The organism is Pseudomonas morbosilactucae, assembly GCF_023241715.1.
Taxonomy (GTDB): domain Bacteria; phylum Pseudomonadota; class Gammaproteobacteria; order Pseudomonadales; family Pseudomonadaceae; genus Aquipseudomonas; species Aquipseudomonas morbosilactucae.
In genome coordinates, this window is sequence record NZ_JALQCW010000031.1 from 15605 (window position 1) to 30180 (window position 14576).

The 14576-nt window shown below is 63.5% G+C and carries 10 protein-coding genes and 1 pseudogene; 5 read left to right on the forward strand and 6 right to left on the reverse strand.

Translation table 11 applies throughout. The annotated features are described in order from the left end of the window. Positions 1-43 precede the first annotated feature (43 nt). The 3 genes and pseudogenes from M1B34_RS13975 to M1B34_RS13985 all read left to right on the forward strand — a co-directional run bounded on the left by M1B34_RS13975 (position 44) and on the right by M1B34_RS13985 (position 3975). Entirely contained in the window at positions 44-1099 is a 1056-nt protein-coding gene (locus M1B34_RS13975; RefSeq protein ID WP_268265444.1) for an ornithine cyclodeaminase, read from the forward strand. A 160-nt stretch (positions 1100-1259) separates the two neighbouring features. Next, a pseudogene (locus tag M1B34_RS13980) lies at positions 1260-2674 on the forward strand (amino acid permease). Positions 2675-2805: 131 nt separating this feature from the next. Continuing rightward, positions 2806-3975 (forward strand): amino acid permease, encoded by a 1170-nt coding sequence (locus M1B34_RS13985; RefSeq protein ID WP_268265445.1) that lies wholly within the window; start codon positions 2806-2808, stop codon positions 3973-3975. A 68-nt stretch (positions 3976-4043) separates the two neighbouring features. Here the strand turns inward: M1B34_RS13985 and M1B34_RS13990 are convergent, their stop codons facing one another. The 6 genes from M1B34_RS13990 to M1B34_RS14015 all read right to left on the reverse strand — a co-directional run bounded on the left by M1B34_RS13990 (position 4044) and on the right by M1B34_RS14015 (position 10521). Continuing rightward, positions 4044-6497: a TonB-dependent siderophore receptor gene (locus tag M1B34_RS13990; RefSeq protein WP_268265446.1), complete on the reverse strand. Its 2454-nt coding sequence runs from the start codon at positions 6495-6497 to the stop codon at positions 4044-4046. Positions 6498-6572: 75 nt separating this feature from the next. Continuing rightward, a complete protein-coding gene (locus M1B34_RS13995; RefSeq protein ID WP_268265447.1) occupies positions 6573-7547 on the reverse strand; it encodes a FecR family protein in 975 nt (324 codons plus the stop codon). A gap of 6 nt (positions 7548-7553) precedes the next feature. After that, positions 7554-8075, reverse strand: a complete 522-nt coding sequence (locus M1B34_RS14000) for a sigma-70 family RNA polymerase sigma factor (protein ID WP_268265448.1) — start codon at positions 8073-8075, stop codon at positions 7554-7556. Between the two features lie 138 nt (positions 8076-8213). Next, complete coding sequence (locus tag M1B34_RS14005) at positions 8214-8669, reverse strand: hypothetical protein (RefSeq protein ID WP_268265449.1); 456 nt, start codon at positions 8667-8669, stop codon at positions 8214-8216. Next, positions 8666-9874, reverse strand: a complete 1209-nt coding sequence (locus M1B34_RS33740) for a PAAR domain-containing protein (protein ID WP_123336024.1) — start codon at positions 9872-9874, stop codon at positions 8666-8668. The genes M1B34_RS14005 and M1B34_RS33740 overlap by 4 nt, the downstream gene beginning before the upstream one ends. A 98-nt stretch (positions 9875-9972) precedes the next feature. Beyond that, positions 9973-10521, reverse strand: a complete 549-nt coding sequence (locus M1B34_RS14015) for a hypothetical protein (RefSeq protein ID WP_268265450.1) — start codon at positions 10519-10521, stop codon at positions 9973-9975. Between the two features lie 493 nt (positions 10522-11014). Here M1B34_RS14015 and M1B34_RS14020 point away from each other — a divergent pair, with 493 nt between their 5' ends. Together M1B34_RS14020 and M1B34_RS14025 are read left to right on the forward strand one after the other, a co-directional pair. Then, positions 11015-12772 (forward strand): flavin monoamine oxidase family protein, encoded by a 1758-nt coding sequence (locus M1B34_RS14020; RefSeq protein WP_268265451.1) that lies wholly within the window; start codon positions 11015-11017, stop codon positions 12770-12772. Beyond that, the gene (locus tag M1B34_RS14025) at positions 12759-14483 is read left to right on the forward strand and encodes a thiamine pyrophosphate-binding protein (RefSeq protein WP_268265452.1); all 1725 of its coding nucleotides are present in this window, start codon (positions 12759-12761) and stop codon (positions 14481-14483) included. Before M1B34_RS14020 ends, M1B34_RS14025 begins: the two co-directional genes overlap by 14 nt. Positions 14484-14576 lie beyond the last annotated feature (93 nt).

Genomic DNA, 14576 nt, shown 5'->3' on the forward strand with positions numbered 1-14576 from the left:
CCCCTACGCGGCGTTCAACGCTCCGAACCCGAGGGAAAACCCCATGACATTGTTCATCGATGTGGATCACGCCGCCGCCCTGTATTCGCGCCTGGGCATCGGCCGGGCCATCCGTGAAATGGCTCAGTACATTCACGCGGATTACCTGCGCTGGCAGGCGTTCGAAAAGTCCCCGCGCACCGCCAACCATTCGGCCACCGGCGTCATCGAACTGATGCCCGCCGACGACGGCCAGCAATACGCGTTCAAGTACGTCAACGGCCACCCCGGCAACCCGGCCCGTCATCTGCTGACCGTCATGGCCTTTGGCGTACTGGCGGAGGTCGACAGCGGCTACCCGCTGCTGCTCAGCGAGCTGACCCTGACCACCGCCGTGCGCACGGCCGCGACTTCCGCCCTGGTGGCGCAGTCCCTGGCGCGCCAGGGGTCCAGCAGCATGGCGCTGATCGGCAACGGCGCGCAGAGCGAGTTCCAGGCCATCGCCTTCCACGAAATGCTCGGCATCAACGAGCTGCGAATCTTCGACATCGACGTCGAGGCGTCCCACAAGCTCAAGCACAACCTGCAAGCCTGGCCGGGCCTCAAGGTGCGCATCGCCGACTCGGTGGCCGACGCGGTCAAGGGCGCCGACATCGTGACCACGGTGACGGCAGACAAGGCCTACGCGACCATCCTCACCCCGGACCTGATCGAGCCCGGCATGCACCTCAACGCCGTGGGCGGTGATTGCCCAGGCAAGACCGAACTGCACGCCGACATCCTGCGCAACGCCCGGGTCATCGTCGAATTCGAGCCCCAGACCCGCATCGAAGGCGATATCCAGCAGTTGCCCGCCGATTTCCCAGTGACCGAGTACTTCCGCATCGCCCAGGGTCTGGAACCGGGCCGCCAAGACTCGGCCCAGGTCACGGTGTTCGACTCGGTGGGCTTTGCCCTGGAGGACTTCTCCTCCCTGCGCTACTTGCACGACCAGGCCCGTGCCCAGGCCATCGGCGAGTCGATCCACCTGGTGCCCACACCGACCAACATCAAAGACCTGTATCAACTGCTGCAAGCCAGCGCCACGGCAGTGCCAACGCGCCAGGTAGCCGCCGGCTGACGGCCCAGTCCATGAACAGGGCGGCGCGTTCCCGCCCGGGTTCATGGACCAGGCCCCGCTCCACCTGACTGCCCCGATAAAAACCACCGGCAGCAGGCCCAACCACCACCGACCTTTTTCCTGCCAAAACTCGACAACTATAAAATCAAGAGGTTTTGAGATGACTCCAGATACCCTCGGCGCCCCCGCGCGCCCAGCGTTGCAACGCACCCTGCATAACCGTCATATCCAGCTCATGGCCATGGGCGGCGCCATCGGCACCGGGCTGTTCATGGGCTCCGGCAAGATCATCGCCATGTCCGGCACCTCGATCATCCTGATCTACATGATCATTGGCCTGTTCGTGTACCTGGTGATGCGCGCCATGGGCGAGCTGCTGCTGTCGAACCTGAACTTCAAGAGTTTTGCCGACTTCGCCGGCGCTTATCTAGGCCCGCGTGCGGCGTTCTTTCTCGGCTGGTCGTACTGGCTGAGCTGGAGCGTGGCAGTAGTGGGCGATGCCGTGGTGGTGGGTGGGTTCTTCCAATACTGGTTCCCCGACGTGCCGGCCTGGATGCCCGCCATTGCCATGATGCTGACCCTGTTCGCGCTCAACGTGCTGACGGTGAAACTGTTCGGCGAAGTGGAGTTCTGGTTCGCCATCATCAAGATCATCGCCGTGGTCACCTTGATTGCCGTGAGCCTGGTGCTGATCGCCAGTTCCTTTGTCTCGCCCTCCGGCGTGACCGCCTCACTGAGCCACCTGCTGGACCGCCAAGCCGCCTTCCCCAATGGGCTACTAGGGTTCTTCGCCGGCTTCCAGATGGCGATCTTCTCCTTTGCCGGTACCGAGCTGATCGGCACCGCCGCCGCCGAAACCCGTGACCCGCACAAAACCCTGCCCAAGGCGATCAACGCTATCCCGCTACGCATCATCCTGTTCTACGTGCTGGCCCTGGCCTGCATCATCGCCGTGACCTCCTGGCAGCAGGTGTCCCCCAGCAAGAGCCCATTCGTCGAGCTGTTCCTGATTGCCGGCTTCCCGGCCGCCGCAGGCATCGTCAACTTCGTGGTGCTGACCTCCGCCGCCTCCTCGGCCAACAGCGGTGTCTTCTCGGCCAGCCGCATGCTGTTCGGCCTGGCGACCAGAACAACGCCCCGCGCCTGTTCAAGCGTCTGTCACGCCACAGTGTGCCGGTCATCAGCCTGGCCTTTACCACCCTGCTGATGCTGCTCGGGGTCCTGCTGCTGTACATCGTGCCCGAGGTCATGACCGCCTTCACCATCGTCTCCACGGTGTCGGCGATCCTGGTGATCTTCACCTGGTCGACCATCCTCGCGTCGTACATCGCCTACCGCAAAAAGCACCCGGAACTGCATGCCCGTTCGCACTACAAAATGCCCGGTGGCGTGCCCGTGGCCTGGTTCTCCCTGGGCTTCCTGATGTTCGTCCTGGGGCTGCTGGCCCTGCGCCCGGATACCCGCCTGGCGCTGTGCGTGATGCCGGCCTGGTTTATCTGGCTGGCCATCGCCTACCAACTGACCGCCGGGCGTAAACGCAAGCCTGCCCCGGAAGTGGCGGCGCAATACCGCTAACGCCAAAACGCCTCGGGCGCGCCAGGGATAGGCACGGCCCGAGGCGGATCAGCGCAGTAAAGAAACCATCGACAGCCAACCCAAGGTCTTGCTCTACTCCCGCCGCCATTGATGTAGCCAAGGAGAGGAACATGCACGCAACAGGGCCCACCTTTGAAAAGGTGCTAAGAAAAATCGTCAAACAGGTTCTGACGTACTGGACTCAGATCGGCACCCTTATCGGCTTAAGTGCTGCCGGGCTGGGAATGCTGAGTTTGTACATGTACACCCGCGCCATAGGCCGTACTGATTTGTTCATGGACGCCATTGATGCAAAATCGGCGTTACTGGTGTGGCTGTTCATGGTGCTGGTGATGATGGGGATATTCCTGATTCTGCTTTGCGTCACCACCGTGCTGTTCGGGCTGGCCACTAGCTTGTTTCACCGCACGGCGGATCGCACGAAGGATGTGGTGGTGTGGCTAGCACTCCCTGTGCTCGTCGGGTTCTCGAGCATTGTCGTCGCCATTTACTACGCAAGTGGCTCGGATTGGTGGCTCATCATTGGCCTGCTGATGATTTTTCCAGTCAGTTGTTGGGGCGTGCTATCAAGGCAGGCTTTCCAACAGGTGATCGCCGCAAACCTTGAGACGCCTACCGGTAGCGCTCCACGCGACAGGGTTAGCTTTCTGCTAAGTCTGCTGGCCTGCCTGTTGGGTACGGTCATTGCTGCACTTTTCCCCACTATGCTGGCCATGAATGCCTACGTTAATGAAGTCAGCAATGACTCTGCGCACCCCATAGCCTCACTAAGCCTGCTGACATTGGTACTCACACTGCTGCCAGTCGTTGTGTTCCATCACAAGGCCGGAAGTGTCTACAAACGTGCTTTGTACGCGGTGCTATGTGTAATCCTGATAGCCGTCGTGTTTCTTTTGATGCTGCCTGGCGCCATGAGCCAGATCACCACAAAAGCTGCCGGGGGCCTGGATATTCGTCAGAGCGTAGTGGAGCGCTTTGTATTGCGCGACGATATTGAACTGCTCGACCTGGATCCACTGGTGTGGAACACCCGTCTGATGTCGCAGAACCATCTGGAAATTCAAGGTTTCCAACTATTCTCTTTCGGTGACGTCCTGCTTATCTGTCCGCAAGGCCTGCGCCAACTCCCACTCAACCAGATGCACAGCTATACCCAGCAATGCATCAAGACACGCAACAGTGCAGTGACTCGCAAACCCACCAAGTGGCCCTATGCCCGCAAATTGGACTGCGGCGTCCGGGCAGCACCCTCCGCTTGCTGGGCACCGCCCACGTTTTGAATCAGCGGTCGGGCGTAGACACATAGGCAATGCGCCAAGCACCGCTCCCGCAGCAACGCCCGAAGCACTTACCAGCGGTACGTCACCGAACTCACCAGTTGCCGCTCATCGCCATAGCGGCAGATGGCGAACTCGCAGTAGGTGTAGCGCTTGTTGGTGAGGTTGTTGGCGTTGACCGCCACCTCCCAGTTGGCGTCGATCTCGTAGCTGGCCCGGGCGTCGTACAGGGTGTAGGCCGGCATGTCCGAAGGGACCTGGGAGGCCTGGGTGGTGCCTTTGTAACGGGCACCGCCACCGACCCGCAGCTTCGGCAGGCCAAGCTCGGCCAGGCGATAGTCGGCCCACAGCGCAGCCTGGTGATAAGGCGTGTCTTCACTGCGCTGGCCGACTTCTGCAGCGGTGTTGCTTTTAGTGATGCGCGCATCGATGTAGGCGTAGGAAGCGATCAGGCTCAGGTTGGGGTTGAGCTCGGTCTTGGCTTCCAGCTCCAGGCCGCGTGAACGCACTTCGCCGGTCTGCACAAAGGCGTCGTTGTCATTGCGGTCCGGGGTCAGGACGTTTTGTTGCAGCAGTTCATACACCGCCGCGCTCAACAGCGTGGCGCTGCCTTCGGGCTGGTAGCGGATGCCAACCTCGTACTGCTTGCCTCGGGTGGGCACGAACGCCTGCCCTGCCGTATTGGTTCCGGCCACCGGGAAGAACGATTCGCTGTAGCTGAGGTACGGCGCCAGACCATTGTCGGCCTTGTACACCAGGCCGGCGCGCCAGGTGGTGGCTTCGTCGTCCTGATGGGTGGTGCTCGAGGTGCGATAGACCTCGGTGCTCTGGTCGGCCCAGTCGTGGCGCCCGCCAAGCAGCAGAATCCAGTGCTCGTCGAACTTGATCTGGTCCTGGAAGTAGATGCCCTTTTGCAGGGTGTCGACTTGGGAACCGCGATCCGCGAGAGGGTTCTTGGTCACCACCACCGGCTGCCCGTAGTTGTAGCGGGTGAGGTCCAGGGACGGTGCAGCGCCGCGGAAGTTATGGGAGTCGTAGCTGGTGTCATAACCATCGAAGCCCAGGAGCAAGGTATGGCCCCAGTCGCCGAACTGCCATTTGCTTTCCAGGCTGGTGTCGCTGGCCAAGCCCCGGGAGCGCTCTTCGCGGTCGCTGTACTGGCGGCGCAGGATGCCGCTGCTCAAGGACCCCGGCAGCGCGGCGAGCCCGGTGTTGACCTGCAGGTAGCGCCAGGTCACGTCCGACTGGTAGTAGCGCAGCTTGTGGCTGATGCGGGTGTGCTCGTCGAAGCGGTGTTCGAACTCGTAGCCCAGGGCCGACATTTCGCCGTTCATTTTGTCGTAGTCCGGCTCGCCGATGAAATCATGCCGGCCGATCTGGAACGGGCCATTGCCCACGCCTTTGACGAATTGATAAGGCAGCGGCGCGGAAAACCCGGTTTCGGTCTTCTGGTAGAAGGACAGCAGGGTCAGCGCGGTGTCGTCATTGGGCCGCCAAGTCAGGGCCGGGGCGATGTAGGTCTTGTTGTTGTCGATGTGATCGGCGCTGGTCTCGCTCTTGCGCTCCAACAGGGTCAGGCGATAGCTCAGGGTCTCGCTGTCACCCAGGGGGCCGGTGAAATCGGCGGACAGTTGCTTGCGGTCGTTCTGCCCGGTCTGCAGGTTCACTTCGTGGTACGGCGTCTGGCTCGGGCGCTTGCTCACGGTATTGATCAAGCCGCCCGGGGACAGCTGGCCGTAGAGCACCGAGGCCGCGCCACGAATCACTTCGGCACGCTCCAGGCCATAGGGTTCCTGCACGCCGTCGTAGGAGTTGTTCTGCAAGCGCAGGCCGTCGCGCAGGGAACCGCCAGTGGCCGACTCGACATCGAAGCCGCGGATGCGGAAACGGTCGGAGGTACGGTTGAAGCTGGTGGGCTGGCTGGTGAAGCCCGGGGTCATGTCCAGGCTCTGGGACAGGGTTTCCGATTGCCGGTCGCGAATTTCATCGCTGGTGACCACCGACAGTGACTGCGGGGTTTCAATGATCGGCGTGTCGGTCTTGGTCGCGCTGATGTTGCGCTTGGCGACGTAGCCTTTGACGTAACCCGTGGTGCTCTCGGCGCTCTGCCCGGTGATGTCGGTGGGCGCCAGTTCCAGCGTGCCTTCCGCGGGGTTCACCGCCATCAGGACAAAACCATTGGTGCCCTGGCGCGCCTGGAAACCACTGCCCCGCAGCAACTGGGCAAACCCCTGGCTGATGCCGAACTCACCCTGCAGGCCCGAGGTGGACAGGCCGGCCACGGCGTTGGCATCGAACAACAGGGCAATGCGCGACTGCTGGGCGAACTGGTTCAACGCCGGCCCCAGGGCCCCGGCCGGAATGGCATAGCGCTGTGCGCTCGGGCTCTCGTTCTGGGCCAGCGCCTGGCCGCTGGCGCCCAGGCCGAGCAGCGTGCCAGCCGCCAAATGGATGGCCATCGCCAACGGCCTCAAGGGCAGGCGCTGGCGCTTGGAAGAAGGCAACACGGTGAAATCCGACGACATGGAAGACATTCCTGTAATGGTGTGCTTCCTTCCTTGACGGGGCAGGCGAAAAAAGCGGAACCGTGCAGCGAAACTTTATCGCTCGCGTGCCGGCTCCAGGCGCTCGATGGCCAGCCACCACGGGCCGAATGGACGAATGCGCACGGGCAAGGCCTCGGCAATCAATTGCAGGGCCCGCTGCGGATCATCCAGCGGCAGCACCGCAGACACTCGCAAGCCCGCCAGTTGTTCGGGGTCGAACTGCACATGCCCCGGGTACTGGCGCGCCAACTCGGTCAATACCTCGGGCAGCGGCCGGTCCTGCACCACCAACTGATGCTGTTGCCAGGCGGCATCCAGGGCGCGGCTGTCGACCTTGCCCAGCACCTGCACGCTCTGTGGGGTGATCCGCGCCTGTTCGCCGGCGGCTACTTGGGTTTCCCCGGGGTTGTCCGTGCCCTGGGCCGCGACCCTGGACTCCAGCATGGTCAGCAGCGTGCCGGGCACCTCGCGCTTGACCGTAAAGCGCGTGCCCAGGGCCCGCATGCGCCCGTCTTCGGTGACCACGGTGAACGGCCGGGCGCTGTCGTGGGCCACCTGCACAAGGATTTCCCCCCGCAGCAATTTGACCTGCCGCTGCTGGCCGTTGAAATCCAGGTCCACCGCACTGTTGCCGCTCAAGATCAGTTGCGAGCCATCGTCCAGGCGCAGGCTCTGCCATTGCGCCGGCGCGGTGCGCTGGTCGGCCAGCCAGTAGCTTGCCGGGTCACTGCGCAACACCAACGCCAACGGCAGCGCCAGCAACAGGCCGAGCAAGGCCCGGCGCGGCAGGTTGCGCCGCCGGGTCACCAGCGCCGCGTCCAACGCCGCGCGTGCCGGCGCCTGCTGGGAACGCAGCCCTTGCAAGCGGCCGATAAACCCCTGCAAACGCTCGATCGCCGCCGCATGTCGCGGGTCCTGGCTTTTCCACTGTTCGAACTGCTGCTGTTCCTGGGGATTGAGCACACCCTCGCTGAGGCGCAGCACCCAACTGGCGGCCTGATCGTCGATGGTCGATTGCGCTTCGTTCATGGACCTTCAGACGTCCAGGGCATGGTTGCAGTGGGCCAGGGCATTCATCAGGTGTTTGCGCACCATGCGTTCGGAGATCTGCAACTGGCTGGCGATCTCGCCCTGGCGTAGGCCTTCGAGGAAATACAGGAGGAACGCTTGCCGGGCATTCAGGCACAGGCCGTCGAGGACAAAGGCAATCTGTTCCAGGGCTTCGAGGGTCAGGAGGATCTGTTCCGGCGACTGCTGGCAGCCTTCCAGCACCTCGATGGTCAGGGCCAGCTCGCGCAGGTACGCGTCTTCGATCTGCCGCCGACGGGCGCGGTCGATGATCAGGTGACGCGCGGTGGTGGTGAGAAACGCCCGAGGTTCGCGCAAGGCGCCCAGTGCCTCGCGGGAGGCGAGGATGCGCACAAAGGTGTCGTGGGACAGGTCGGCGGCGTTGTGCGGGCAGCCGAGCTTTTTTCGCAGCCAGCCGAACAGCCAGCCATGGTGCTCGGTATAGAGCGCCTGGACGGCTTGTTGCAGGGGGAGTTCGGCGACGGACATGGCGGGCGACGGTATCTGCGGATAAGAACTATTCGCAAGATTAGCGGGGGCTGCGCCTTGAAAGCAAGTGGCCATTGTTGTGCCCTGCCGGCACGCTCCCCTGCCCCGCCTATGCCGGCCTTACTGGCCGCAACGCCGTCAGGGTTGGGCGACGGCCTGTGCCAGGCTCTGGAGTTTTTCCACGCGGCTCAACGACTGCCAGCGCACATGGCTCACCTTGGGGAAGTCCAGCTCCAGGTATTCCGGCGGCTCGGTGCCCTCCCAGGAATCCATCTCGACGCTGGCGCAATCCGGGCACTGGGGTCCGATCTTCAGGCTGAACAACCGGCCCTGGGCGTCCGGGTCACAGGCCACGCCGAACACCCGGGCGAGGATCTCGGAGCGCTGGTAGTCGCTCACACCCTGGCCGTGCAGCAGTTCCTTGAGCAGGTTGTCGACGTCGTCGTACACCTCATCGTTCAGGCCATCCAGGTAGCGCGTCTCCCCGGACAGGCTGCGCATCAGGAACGCGCCGTAGCTGTGGGGCGGGACCTGGGGCGCCTTGAACGAGTTGCCGCAGCCCTTGCACAGGTAGTTGTAGAGGTAAAATTTCATGGGTCTACCGGAGTAATCATCTGAGGAGTGAGGATTTCATTGAAGTTGTCGAGGACCGCCAGGTTGACCCCGCCCGGATCCCGCTCGGAGTTGAAGCGGATCACATTGTAGCCCTGGTCCCGGGCATCGATCCCGATCTGCTTGGTCTTGGAGCTGATGGGGCCGCCGTCATAGCCCCATTTGCTGGCGACCTTGGGGTCGGTCAGGTCCAGAACCTTGGTCTTGCTGGTATTGACGTTGTAGCGAATGCCGTGGGTCGGTACCGCGTTGTGGTGCGCCAGCTCGGCCAGGGGCGTGCCGGGTTTTTCGCCGACATAAAAGGCTTTGCCGAAGCGGCTTTCCGGGTTGAGGAATTTCGGGTCCACGCCTTTGAGCACGCCGGCGGCGGCCCCCTCGCTGGTGGTGACGTGGAACACCGTCTCCTCCACCGGCGGCTTGGCCTTGCCGACACCCGCCAGCTTGGCCCCAAGGCCCAGGGTCACCAGGCCGACCGTGCCTTGCAGCAGGTCGCGGTAACCCGGCCCCAGGCGATCCCCCAGGTCCCCCAGCAGCGACATGCCGACAAAGCTCGCACCGGTAATCGCTGCAAAACCGACAAAGGCCGCCAGCCCGGCAAACGCAGCAATCACCCCGGCCCCGATCAAGGCGCCCACGCCGAGGAATTCCAGCCCGGTGTGCAACCAGTCCTCGACGTCGAAAACAAAGGCCACCTGCACGCTGGCGCCGCCAATCAGGGTGTTCTCGCTACCGCTCTTGATATGGGCACCGCAGACCATCTTGCTTTGCAGGCGCGCCGCCGGCTTGCCATTGATGGTGACCTTGATGCTGCCTTCGGCGATCAGCGGCTGCGTCCAGGGGAAATGGTTGAAGGGCAAGCCGGAGCATTCTGCCGACAGGTCGATGCCGGCGCGCATGGCGTTGCGGCCGTTGATGTAGACGTTCAGGCTGCCCTGGATCAGCACCCCGGACGTGGGCTCGGGCAGGTTGAAAATGCTGCTGATGCCCTTGACCACCTGAAACATCGACAAGCCGCCCGCCGCCACCGAGCCGGCCAGGATCACCGCAGCCAAACCACCGGTGGCGGCCGTGGCGCCGATGATCGCCGCGCCGATCAAGGCCCCGGCCACCGCGCCCGCAACCATCGCCGCCACGCCAAAGCCGTGGGCGATTTCATCGCCTAAACGTGCTGCTGCCAGTGCATCCATCTACGTGCGCCCGTGCCTGTGCAGCAAAGCCCCGTGCATAGGCGAGGCTTCAGGTTGATCCGCCGAACAGCTCGGTGCAAACACCTGAGCCACCGGGTTCAAGACGCCCTCATCGGGCCCGACTCCAGCATCTCCTGCGCGCTGATGCGCAACAGTTGCACGGGGCTCAAGGTGGTGCCTTCCAGGGATCCGCCGGCATTCAACACATCAAACACGATGGACATTTCGGCGCTGCGGTTGACCACCGACTCGAAGACATCGCGTGGCAGCACCTCGCTCCAGCCGTGCTCGAAGGTCGAGTAGGACAGGTGCAGGGCGGCGGTGAAAAAGTGCTGGGTGGCCACGGGCACCTTCACTTCCTGCTCATCATCGTCATACAGGATGAAATGGTTGGGCAAGGACGCCACGCCCAGGCGCTTGAGCACCACCCAGGACAAGCCTGATGGCACCATGGCATTGAGTTTCTCGGCGGCGATCCGCGAGTAGCCCTGCTGCTGGAGCAAGGCGACGATCTCGTCTTCGCTGGCCTGCGCATGGGCGGCCATAAGGTTGATGGTATCGAGCACCGCCTGATGAGCAGTGGCGTGATCGATATCGAAGGTGTTCTCCGAGGAGCTGTCTTCGGAAGCGGGAAGCAACGGATCCATATCTCTTTCCATGAGCAATGCTGAGCAAATTCGTCGGGCAGTCTAAGGCTGAATGAGCGGCGGAGAAACGTCGCTGTGCATTTTTCTGCAATGAGCGGGCTTGAGTCGCCTGACACGGTGGCGAAGTTGCCACCCAGAGCACTGCCCCGCGCCGTGTGCACCCTGTTATTCGTCCAGCCTGCTATGCCTCAACGCGGTTATCGCGAATGCCCCTGAAGCGGCGTTGCAGGTACAGGCCGGTGCAAAAACGCCGCCCGTTTAAACCCGGATCAGCCCTTGGCAAGCAAGGCCTTTGCACCCTCGCGCAAGGAGGGCTGCACAGGGCAAACGGCTCGTCACGCGGTGGGCCTTGGACGGCGCCTGGCACGCCAGCCAAACCCAGTCGCTGCGGGCGTCAAACCGCAATGATGGCAAACTGGCATTTCGGCAAAACTCAACAATACTTCGTCGCGCAAGGACTCCGCAGCCCCTCCAACTCGAAAGGGAATTCCCCATGAAATCAGAACAACTGGAACTGGACGTTGCCGTGATCGGTGGCGGTGCGTCGGGCACCTACAGCGCCTGGCGCCTGCAACATGAACAAGGCGAACACCAGCAGATTGGCTTGTTCGAATACAGCGATCGCATCGGCGGCCGGCTGTTCAGCATCAACCTGCCGGGGCTGCCCAATGTGGTGGCGGAAGTCGGCGGCATGCGCTACATCCCTGGCGACGATGGCCATGTGCTGGTGGACAACCTGGTCAAGCAACTGAAACTGGCGAGCCAGAAGTTCCCCATGGGCGCGGATGGCCCGGTGGGTGCCGAAAACAACCTGTTCTACCTGCGCGGCAAGCGCTTCCGCTACCGCGACTTCAGTGAGGCGCCGCACAAGATCCCCTATGACCTGGCCTGGTCGGAGCGCGGCTTTGGCCCCGAAGACCTGCAAGTCAAGGTGATGAACTACGTGTACCCGGGCTTCGACAAGCTCAGCCTGTGCCAGCAGATGCAGGTCAAGGTGTTCGGCAAGGAAATCTGGAAGTACGGCTTCTGGGACTTGCTGTACCGGGTCATGAGCAACGAGGGCTACCAGTTCATGAAGGACGCAGGCGGTTATGACGCCAACGTCGCCAACGCCAGTGCGGTCACCCAACTGCCGGCCACCGAATACAGCGACAAAACCGTCTTCCTGACCCTGACCAAGGGTTTTCAGAGCCTGCCCCTGACCCTGGCGGCCAAGTTCGCCAAACTGCCGGGCAAACTGCCGGCCAAGCAACGGGTACAGATGAACCAGCGCCTGGTGGAAATCACCTACGCCAAGGACGCGGACTTCCCCTATCGCCTGCATTTCCAGACCACGGTGACTGAAGACGGCAGCACCCGGGACGGCCAGGGGCAGCAAGTGGTCAAGGCGAAAAAGATCATCCTTGCCATGCCCCGCCGCTCGCTGGAGCTGATCAAGGCGCCCGTGTTCGACGACCCGTGGCTCAAGGAAAACCTCGGCTCGGTGCTGATGCAGTCGGCCTTCAAGCTGTTCCTGGCCTACGAGCAACCCTGGTGGCGCAGCCTGGGCCTGGTGGCCGGGCGTTCGGTCACCGACCTGCCGGTGCGGCAGATCTACTACATGGGCACCGAGTGCGAGCAGCCCGGCGGCGAACCCAGCCTCAACTCCCTGTTGATGGCCTCCTACAACGACATCGGCACCGTGCCGTTCTGGAAAGGCCTGGAAGGCGGAGCACCCTTTGTCGGCTACCCGCCGGCCAGTGCCAAGGGCCTGCTCAAGGCCGAGCTGGTGGTGCCCAAGACCCAGTTCACGGTCAGCGACGAGATGGTCCGCGTGGCCCAGATGCAAGTGACCCAGGTGCATGACCAGGTGGAGCTGCCGCGCCCCTACTCGGCGGTCTACCACGCCTGGGATGCCGACCCGTTCGGCGGCGGCTGGCACGAATGGAAGGCCAACTACCGCCTCGACCAGATCATCTGCCGCATGCGCCACCCGGTGCCGGACCAGCAGATCCACATTGTCGGCGAGGCCTATTCCTTCGGCCAGGGTTGGGTCGAGGGCGCGCTGACGGTGGCCGAGTCCACCTTGCAGGACTTCTTCGGCCTCAAGCGCCCCCATTGGCTGCCGAAAAGCTACGCCCTGCTGCCGGTGCCCACGCCCGACGGTTGCTCGCTCGACCCCAGCCAGCCCCTGCCCTGCCAGGACTGCGGCACGACCCTGAAGGACGTCACCGAATTCGCCTACAAGGGGATCGACCATGGCCAGCAATGAACTTGTCAGCGTCGCCGACTACCTGCTGATCCGTCTGCAACAGCTGGGGGTGCGCCAGGTGTTCCAGGTTCCCGGGGACTACGTTTCGGGTTTCATGGACGCCCTGGAAGCCTTCGACGGCATCGACGCCGTGGGTGACATCAATGAAATGGGCGCCGCCTACGCCGCCGACGGCTATGCCCGCTACACCGGACTGGGCGCGGTGTCTTTGCAATACGGCGTGGGCACCTTCAGCGCTTTGAATGCCATTGCCGGGGCCTACGTGGAACGCAACCCGGTGGTGGTCATCAGCGCCAGCCCCTCGGACAAGAACCGCCAGTTGATCTGGTCCGAAGACGTGCTGTACCACCATTCCACCGGTGACCTGGAGGTGGGCCCCAAGGTCTTCGAGAACATCACCGTGGCCAGCCTGATCCTCGCCGACAACAGCGGCGCCGGGGCCTTGATCGACCGAGCCCTGGTCGCGGCCATCAGCCAGCGCCGACCGATCTACCTGGAGGCCTGGCAGAACGTCTGGAGCGAGACCTGCCCACGCCCCGAGGGGCTCCTGGCGCCGTTGCCACAGGCCTACGACCCCAACTCGCTGAACGCCGCCCTCGACACCAGCCGCCAGCGCCTGAACCAGGCCAGGTCGCCGGTGATCATGCTCGGCATCGAGGTGGCGCGTTACGGTCTGCAGGAGCAGGCCCTGCGCCTGATCGAAGCCAGCGGCCTGCCGTTCACCACCACCCTGGAAGCCAAGACCGTCCTCGACGAAAGCCACCCGCAATTCATCGGCACCTATGCCGGCACCGCCTCACGGCTCGAGACCAGCGCCTTTATGGAGCAGGTGGATTGCGTGCTGGCCCTGGGGGTGATCTTCACCGACGACTACCTGCAACTGCTGGCCAAGGACTTCAGCCGGATCATTCTGGTCAACAGCCAGCAGGCCCGCACCGGGTTGCAGTATTACCCCCACGTGCCGCTGGACGCCTACCTCGATGGCTTGCTGCACACCCTGGCCCCGGACCCGCGCTACCCCCTGGCCAGCCACCCGTTGCCAGCGGCCCGGGCAGCGCAGGCGGCACCGGCCGAAACGCCCCTGGATTACGACCTGTTCCTCAATACCCTGGACCAGCAGATGCGCCAGCGCGGGCTGTGGGCCAGCAGCAGCCTGATCCTCGGGGAAAGTTCGGCGCTGTACGCCGCCAGCAACCTCAACGGCCTGCCCCGGGACAGCTTTGTCGCCGATGCGATCTGGGGCTCCCTGGGCCATGAAACCGGCTGCGCCCTGGGCGTGGCCTTGGGCAGTGGACGCCGGCCGATCGTGGTCGCCGGCGACGGCGGTTTCATGATGATCTGCCAATCGCTGTCGACCCTGGTGCGCCAGCGCCTCAACGCCCTGGTGTTTGTCATGAGCAACCAGGTGTATGCGATTGAACAGGCCTTCGTTGAGATCAAGGCCTTCGATCCGGGCGGCGAGTTCGCCCCGTTCGATGTGCTTCCCGCCTGGGACTACCCGGCCCTGGCCCAGGGCTTTGGCGCGGCGGGCTACCGGGTCTCGACCCTGGCGGAACTGCACGAATTGCTGCCGCAACTGCTGGAACTGCAAGGGCGACCGGCCTTGGTCGAAGTGGTCATCCCGCAGCAGACCCTGGCACCACAAATCAGACGCCTGGCCAAGCCGGGCAGCGCGCTGTTCGTGGCCCGACACGCCCGCGACGACGACTGAACGCTTGCCCCCTGCAGGAGCTGGTTTGCCAGCGATCGCGCCCGCCAGAGCGCCATCGCCCCAAGCCAGCTCCCACACGGCCATCTATCCACA